This window comes from Actinocorallia lasiicapitis (genome assembly GCF_054778695.1).
Genome location: NZ_BAAGZI010000318.1, coordinates 1 through 7,017, shown reverse-complemented (window position 1 = coordinate 7,017; position 7,017 = coordinate 1). Strand labels below are relative to the sequence as shown.

The following is a 7,017-nucleotide window of genomic DNA, read 5'->3' as shown; positions in this document are numbered from 1 at the left end:
CGTAGGCGCGGTCGTGGGCGGCGCGCGCGGCGGTCAGCCCGCCGAGCCTGCCGATCCGCAGGGACAGGGCGCGTCCCGCGTGATCGGCGATCGCGGCGTCGAGGGTGTCGAGGTCCTGGATGTCGGGGGCGACGGCCGCCCGGACGGTCCGCTGGAGCCGTGCGTGCGGCGCGAGATCGGCGAAGGGCCGTTCGATCGCGGTCAGGTCGTAGGCGTCCATCGCCTCGAGGGCGTCGAAGTGCTCGGGGCGGTCGGTGTAGGAGCGGACGCCGTCGATCTGCAGGGCGAGCGCCGGGTAGGCGGTCCTGACGGTGCGCAGCGGCTCCACGTCCCAGCCGGGCCGCACCTCCAGGGTGACCCTGGTGTAGCCCGCGCCGATGTACCGGTTGACGAGCGGCGGCAGGCTCTCCAGCGTCGGCTGGCAGGGGACGCGCGCCCCGGTGACGATCGAGGTGCGGGTGCCGCCGAGCGCGTGCGCCACGGGGACGCCGTGGCGGCGGCCCCACAGGTCCCAGGCGGCGGTCTCGACTGCCGCGACGGCCGAGGGCACGCCGAGCGCGGTCAGCCCGGCCAGTTCCTCGGGCCTGTCCCAGTCCAGGCCGGGCAGCGCGGGGCCGATCCGGTGCTGCAGATCGTCCCAGGCGCGTTCGTCGGTGAGGGCGGTCTCGCCCCAGCCGACCGTCCCCTGGTCGTCGGTGAGCGCCACCAGAATGCTCTCCGGGCGGCGTCCCCGGTGCAGAGCGACCCGGTGGGCGCGGAACTCCTCGATGGTCGGCACATCTCCCCCTCTGCCTGCCATGGTCTCATGGCGGGGCCCGCCCCTCGTCTACCAAACAAGTGCTTGGTACGCTTCCGGGTATGACGGTTCCCCCCTACCCACGGGCCCGCGGCCTGCTGACAGAGAAGATCGTGGTCATCACGGCCCCCACCGGCGCCGGGATCGGCGGGGCCACCGCGCGCCGCTGCCTGGAAGAGGGCGCGAGCGTCGTGATCAGCGACGCCCACGAGCGCCGCCTCGCCGCGTCGGCGCAGGAGCTGGCCAAGGAGTTCGGCGCCGGCCGGGTGAGCGCGCTGCCCTGCGACGTCACGGACGAGGCCCAGGTCCAGGCGCTGTACGCGCACGCGGTCGCCGTGTTCGGGCGGTTCGACGTCGCGGTCAACAACGCGGGCCTCGGCGGCACGAACGACCTGGTCGACATGCCCGACGAGCAGTGGGACCGGGTTCTCGACATCACCCTCAACGGCACGATGCGCTGCACCCGCGCCGCCCTGCGGATCCTGCGCGACCAGGGCGCCGGCGGCGTGATCGTCAACAACGCCTCGGTGATCGGCTGGCGGGCGCAGAAGGGCCAGAGCCACTACGCGGCCGCCAAGGCCGGGGTGATGGCGCTCACCCGCTGCGCCGCCCTGGAGGCCGCCGAGCACGGGGTGCGGATCAACGCGGTGTCGCCGTCGCTGGCCATGCACCCCCACCTGGTGAAGGTGACCAGTGAGGAGCTGCTCACCGAGCTCACTTCCCGCGAGGCGTTCGGCCGCTACGCCGAACCGTGGGAGATCGCCAACGTGATCGTCTTCCTGGCCAGCGAGTACTCGTCCTACATGACCGGCGAAGTCGTCGCGGTCAGCAGCCAGCACGCTTAAGGAGTCTTGACATGGCAGAGGCCTACATCGTCGACGCCGTCCGCACCCCGGTCGGCAGGCGCAACGGCGGGCTGGCCGAGGTGCACCCGGCCGACCTGGGCGCGCACGTCCTGAAATCCCTCGTCGAGCGGACCGGGATCGACCCCGCCGCGGTCGACGACGTCGTGTTCGGCTGCGTCGACACCATCGGCGGCCAGGCCGGCGACATCGCCAGGACCGCGTGGCTGGCGGCCGGGCTGCCCGAGGAGGTGCCGGGCACGACCGTGGACCGGCAGTGCGGCTCTTCCCAGCAGGCCGTCCACTTCGCCGCCCAGGGGGTGCTGTCGGGCACCCAGGACCTGGTGGTCGCGGGCGGAGTCCAGCAGATGTCGAGGATCCCGATCGCCGCCGCGATGATCGTCGGCGTGCAGTACGGGTTCGCGGGGCCGTTCGCCGGGTCCAAGGGCTGGGAGGCCCGCTACGGCGGCCAGGAGATCTCCCAGTTCCGCGGCGCCGAGATGATCGCCGAGCAGTGGGACATCTCCCGCGACGCCATGGAGGAGTTCGCCTACGCCTCCCATCAGCGCGCGCTCCACGCCATCGACAACGGATACTTCACGGCCCAGATCGCGCCGCTGGAGGGCGTCGAACACGACGAGGGGCCCCGCCGCGACACCACGATCGAGAAGATGCGCGGGCTGAAGACCCTGGTCGAGGGCGGCCGGCTGACCGCGGCGCTCGCCTCGCAGATCTCCGACGGCTCCGCCGCGCTGCTCATCGCGTCCGAGCGGGCCGTCCGCGACCACGGGCTGACCCCCCGCGCCCGGATCCACCATCTGTCGGTGCGCGGCGAGGACCCGGTGAAGATGCTGTCCGCGCCGATCCCGGCGACCTTCCACGCGCTGAAGAAGGCCGGGATGTCGATGGACGACATCGACAGCGTCGAGATCAACGAGGCGTTCGCCTCCGTCGTGCTGGCCTGGCTCAAGGAGACCGGCTACGACCCCGCCAGGACCAACCCCAACGGCGGCGCGATCGCCCTCGGCCACCCGCTCGGCGCGACCGGGGCACGGCTCATGACCTCGCTGCTCGGCGAACTCGAGCGCACCGGAGGCCGCTACGGCCTGCAGACCATGTGCGAAGGCGGCGGCCAGGCCAACGTCACGATCATCGAGCGGCTTTAGGACGGCGCCAGCGCGGGGGCCGCTCGACGTAGTTGCCGTCGGCGAGGTTCGCGCCCCGCTCGAACGGGTTGTACGACGCGTGGTCCCCGCAGATCGCCATCGAGACCAGGACCGCGCCGAAGTAGGGCGGCAGCATCGCCACCCCGAGGAACCAGGAGTACTGGGTGGCGTGCCGGGCCTCGTGGACGAAGAGGGCGGGATCGTCGCGGTGCCGGGCCAGGTCGCGGAAGACCACCACGTTCCCGACCGTGAACGCGGCGCCGACGGGGAGCGGCAGACGGTAGCCGTCGCCGTACAGGAGCCCGTCGGGGCCCTTGGTGACGCCGCCCCGGCCGCCCGCGTACGCGAGCAGCAGGCCGAGCGGCGTGGACAGGTTCAGCCAGTTGACGATCTGGCGCAGCCGGTGACGCGGGCGCATGTCCCTGATTGTTCCCCGCGCCGAGCGTTCTCAGCGCGGGGAACCGGGATCAGGACGGGCAGGTCGCGTCGAGCGAGAGCGCCTTGCCCGCGTCCGGGGTCGGCGTCGGGGTGGCGCGCACCGGGATCCGCTGCTTGGCCGCCGACGGCGACGCGGCGGCGACCGGGTTCGGCGTGGCGACGGTGTTGCTCTCGGCGATGGCCTGCGCGGAGCGGCTCCGGATCAGCGCCCAGTCGGGGTTGGCCGTGCTGATCAGCGGCGGCACGAACTGAAGACTGGTGATCTTGGCGTCGCCGTCCTTCATCTTCTCCGACAGCTTCACCAGCGCGGGCAGCAGATCGCGCGGGATGTTGGTGGAGATCGTGTTCTTGGCGGCGGCGGCGAGCGCGTTGAACCGCAGGATGACCTTCTGCGGGTTGGCCTGGCGGGCGATGGCGCGCAGCAGGCACTTCTGCCGGCCCATCCGGACGTAGTCGTCGCTGTAGGTGCGGGAGCGGCCGTACCAGAGCGCCTGCGTGCCCGTCAGCCTACGGTAGCCGGCGGCGAGCGTGCCCTCGTTGTACTTGCCGAACGTGATGTTCTCCGGGACCCGCAGGTACACACCGCCCATGGCATCGATGATCTGGGCGAACCCCCGCATGTCGACCAGGATGTAGTAGTCGATCGGCTGGCCGAGGATCTGCGCGACGGTCGGGACGAGCAGGGCGGGACCGCGCTGGCCCTTCGGCTTGCCGGGAGTCAGCTCGGGGTGCTCCTCGGCGTACTCGAAGATCTCGTTCAGCAGCCCGGGCGTGCCGGGGCCGTCGCCGGTGAAGCCCATCGGGAAGCGCTCGGCGGCCGGTCCCGGCGGCATCTGGATCTTCTCCAGGTTGCGGGGCAGGCCCAGCATCACCGTGTTGCCGGTGTGGGTGTCGACGCTGGCGAGGGTCACGCTGTCGGTGCGCACCCCGACCCGGTTGCTGCCAGCGTCGCCACCCAGCAGCAGCACGTTGAGGCGCGGGCGGTCCTTCCACGGATCGCTCTTGGTGATCTTGCGGCCGCCGGCGTCGTCCGCCGCGAAGATCGAGTTGATGGTGTTGCGGGCCAGATAGGTGCGGTTGGCGGCGATCGCGAACGGCGCGCACACCGCCAGGCACAGCGCCGTCACCAGGGTGACGCCCAGGATCCGGCCGCCGGAGGCCAGCGCCGCGGGCCGCACCAGCACATAGGAGCGGATCACCACGCCGACCCAGAACGCGGCCAGCAGGAGGGTCCCGACGATGATCGCGGTGAGCCAGTTGGGCTGGAGGGCCAGCTGGATCAGATCTTCGCGGAACCCGGTGCCGAGCACCACGAGCACCCCGAGCATGACAAGGAACGCGCCCGCGAGCAGGGCGCCGGTGACCCGGCGGCCCGCCCAGACATGGGCGACGCCCCACAGGAGTGCGGAGGCGATGGTGAGACCGAGCGCGACCAGCAGCGCGCGCGGCTCATCGCCGTCCTTTGGCTGATCATTCTGCATACAGACTCCGTTCCCCCGAGCGAGGGCACAGGTCCCTCTTCCACCATTTTGGACGCGCGAACAGGCGGAGAAGGTTGCCCAAGAACCGGGCAAAGTCCGATCAGGAGCAGGTTCTGCCCAAATTATGCACGTCGCCGAAGGCGATCATCGCAGAGTCCTTGTTAAGAACCCGTGACGTCACGGTCAGGCCCGCTCAACGGGCTGGAGCCCGCGCCGGCCGTCGCGGCGGGGAAGGCCGCGGACGCTCCCGCACCGGCCTGGCGACCGGCCGGAAAGCACCGTATATCGCCAGGCCCGTAATCACCGACCGGAAAGCCCGGTCTGGTGGCTGGTGTCCGGTTACCAGCTCGTCTGGAGCGGCTGGCCCTCGGCGTAGCCCGCGTGGCTCTGCACACCGACCACGGCCCGCTCGTGGAACTCCTCGAGGTTGCTCGCGCCCGCGTAGGTGCACGACGACCGGACGCCCGCAATGATCGAGTCGATCAGGTCCTCGACCCCGGGACGCTGCGGATCGATGAACATCTTGCCGGTCGAGATGCCCTCCTCGAACAGCGCCTTGCGGGCCCGGTCGAACGGGCTGTCCTCGGCCGTCCGGTTGCGGACCGCGCGCGCCGACGCCATCCCGAACGACTCCTTGTACAGCCGGCCGTCGGCGGCCCGCTGGAGGTCGCCGGGCGACTCGTACGTCCCGGCGAACCAGGAACCGATCATCACGTTGGACGCGCCCGCGGCCAGCGCGAGCGCCACGTCGCGCGGGTGGCGGACCCCGCCGTCGGCCCACACGTGCCGGCCCAGCCGGCGGGCCTCGGCCGCGCACTCCAGGACGGCCGAGAACTGCGGGCGGCCGACCCCGGTCATCATCCGGGTGGTGCACATCGCGCCGGGCCCGACCCCGACCTTCACGATGTCGGCCCCCGCCTCGACCAGATCCCGGACGCCCTCGGCGGTGACCACGTTGCCCGCCGCGATCGGCACCTGCGGGTCCAGCCCCCTGACGGCCTCCAGCGCCCCGATCATCTTGTCCTGGTGGCCGTGCGCGGTGTCCATGACCAGCAGGTCGGCACCCGCCTCCAGCAGCGCCTTGGCCTTGCCCGCCACATCGCCGTTGACGCCGACCGCGACCCCGATCCGCAACCGGTCGGAGGAGTCCACCGCCGGCTGGTAGAGAGTCGCGCGCAGCGCGCCCGTCTTGGTCAGGACGCCCTTCAGCCGCCCGGCGGAATCGACGACGGGCGCGATCCGGTGGCCGCGCGCGTGCAGCGTCTCGAACGCCTCCTTGGCGCCGACCGTGTCGGGCAGCGTGACCAGGTCGCGGGTCATCACATCGCGGAGCTGGGAGAACCGGTCGACGCCCTGGCAGTCCGCCTCGGTCACGATCCCCGCGGGCCTGCCGTCCCCGTCGACCACGATCACCGCGTTGTGCGCCCGCTTGGGCAGCAGGCTGATCGCCTCGCCGACCGTGGAGTGCGGGTCCAGCGTGATCGGCGTGTCGAACACCAGATCGCGCTTCTTGACCCAGGAGATGACTTCGGCGACGACCTCGACGGGGATGTCCTGCGGGATCACGGAGATCCCGCCGCGCCGTGCGACGGTCTCGGCCATCCGGCGGCCGGATACGGCCGTCATGTTGGCGATCACCAGGGGGATCGTCGTCCCGGTTCCGTCCGAGGTGGACAGGTCCACGCCCATCCGCGAGCCGATGTCGGAGCGCGCCGGAACCATGAAGACGTCGTTGTAGGTGAGGTCGTAGGCGATCCGGTCACCGTTCAGGAGCTGCAAGGTCGTACCAATCGTCGGGAACACTCCATCTTGATCCATACCCAGCGGTGGTCCGTTCGATATTCACGAGGTCTACGGGAAATTCCACCGAAGAGACTTGACTTCCTTTGTTAGATCATTGCACTTTTCTTACATGGGTCTCGCTGGAGGCCCTGGGGGACCACGGGGTGGACTACGGAGAGCGAGCCATGCAGGTGAGGCTCCTGGGCCCGGTCGAGCTGCGCGACGCGCGCGGCTCCGTTCCGATCGGCCCGAGGGCGAGGGCGGTTCTGGCGGCGTTGGCGCTCGACGCCGGCCGTCCCGTCAGCGTCGACAGGCTCGTGTCGACGGTGTGGCCGGAGGCCCCGCCCGTCACGGCCACCACCCAGATCCAGGGGTGCGTGTCCAGCCTGCGCCGCGCGTTCGGCCTGCAGCGGGGGCTGCTGGTCACCAGCGGGCCCGGCTACCTGCTGGAGATGGGAGAGGACGACATCGACGCCCTCGGCTTCGGTGCCCGCGTCCGCGAGGCGCGCCGG

Annotated in this window: 7 protein-coding genes; 3 read left to right on the top strand and 4 right to left on the bottom strand. The window is 71.2% G+C overall.

Annotated elements, in window-relative coordinates:
• Positions 1 to 778 (bottom strand): enolase C-terminal domain-like protein (locus ACYVE7_RS26115; RefSeq protein WP_460368126.1); only part of this gene is annotated, 778 nt, incomplete at its 3' end.
• An 80-nt stretch (positions 779 to 858) separates the two neighbouring features.
• Between ACYVE7_RS26115 and ACYVE7_RS26110 the strand changes: the two genes are divergently transcribed.
• Both ACYVE7_RS26110 and ACYVE7_RS26105 read left to right on the top strand, forming a co-directional pair.
• Entirely contained in the window at positions 859 to 1,641 is a 783-nt protein-coding gene (locus ACYVE7_RS26110) for an SDR family oxidoreductase (protein WP_460368124.1), read from the top strand.
• Positions 1,642 to 1,652: 11 nt separating this feature from the next.
• Positions 1,653 to 2,804 carry an acetyl-CoA C-acetyltransferase gene (locus tag ACYVE7_RS26105; RefSeq protein ID WP_460368122.1) on the top strand — a complete coding sequence of 384 codons (1,152 nt, stop codon included), beginning with the start codon at positions 1,653 to 1,655 and terminating at the stop codon, positions 2,802 to 2,804.
• Here ACYVE7_RS26105 and ACYVE7_RS26100 read toward each other — a convergent pair.
• From ACYVE7_RS26100 to ACYVE7_RS26090, 3 genes are all read right to left on the bottom strand, one after another.
• Positions 2,788 to 3,222: a hypothetical protein gene (locus ACYVE7_RS26100; RefSeq protein WP_460368120.1), complete on the bottom strand. Its 435-nt coding sequence runs from the start codon at positions 3,220 to 3,222 to the stop codon at positions 2,788 to 2,790. The two genes, ACYVE7_RS26105 and ACYVE7_RS26100, sit on opposite strands and share 17 nt — an antisense overlap.
• A gap of 49 nt (positions 3,223 to 3,271) precedes the next feature.
• On the bottom strand, positions 3,272 to 4,723 hold the full coding sequence (locus ACYVE7_RS26095) for an LCP family protein (protein WP_460368119.1): 1,452 nt from the start codon (positions 4,721 to 4,723) through the stop codon (positions 3,272 to 3,274).
• A gap of 339 nt (positions 4,724 to 5,062) precedes the next feature.
• Positions 5,063 to 6,502 carry a GuaB1 family IMP dehydrogenase-related protein gene (locus ACYVE7_RS26090; RefSeq protein WP_460368117.1) on the bottom strand — a complete coding sequence of 480 codons (1,440 nt, stop codon included), beginning with the start codon at positions 6,500 to 6,502 and terminating at the stop codon, positions 5,063 to 5,065.
• 188 nt (positions 6,503 to 6,690) lie between these two features.
• Here ACYVE7_RS26090 and ACYVE7_RS26085 point away from each other — a divergent pair.
• Positions 6,691 to 7,017, top strand: a 327-nt coding sequence (locus ACYVE7_RS26085) for an AfsR/SARP family transcriptional regulator (protein WP_460368116.1), incomplete at its 3' end; no start/stop codon positions are given.

Bases quoted from the DNA above. Each gene is read 5' to 3' on its own strand.
- ACYVE7_RS26095 (WP_460368119.1), bottom strand. From the start codon at position 4,723: ATGCAGAATGATCAGCCAAAGGACGGCGATGAGCCGCGCGCGCTGCTG.
- ACYVE7_RS26100 (WP_460368120.1), bottom strand. From the start codon at position 3,222: ATGCGCCCGCGTCACCGGCTGCGCCAGATCGTCAACTGGCTGAACCTG.
- ACYVE7_RS26105 (WP_460368122.1), top strand. From the start codon at position 1,653: ATGGCAGAGGCCTACATCGTCGACGCCGTCCGCACCCCGGTCGGCAGG.
- ACYVE7_RS26110 (WP_460368124.1), top strand. From the start codon at position 859: ATGACGGTTCCCCCCTACCCACGGGCCCGCGGCCTGCTGACAGAGAAG.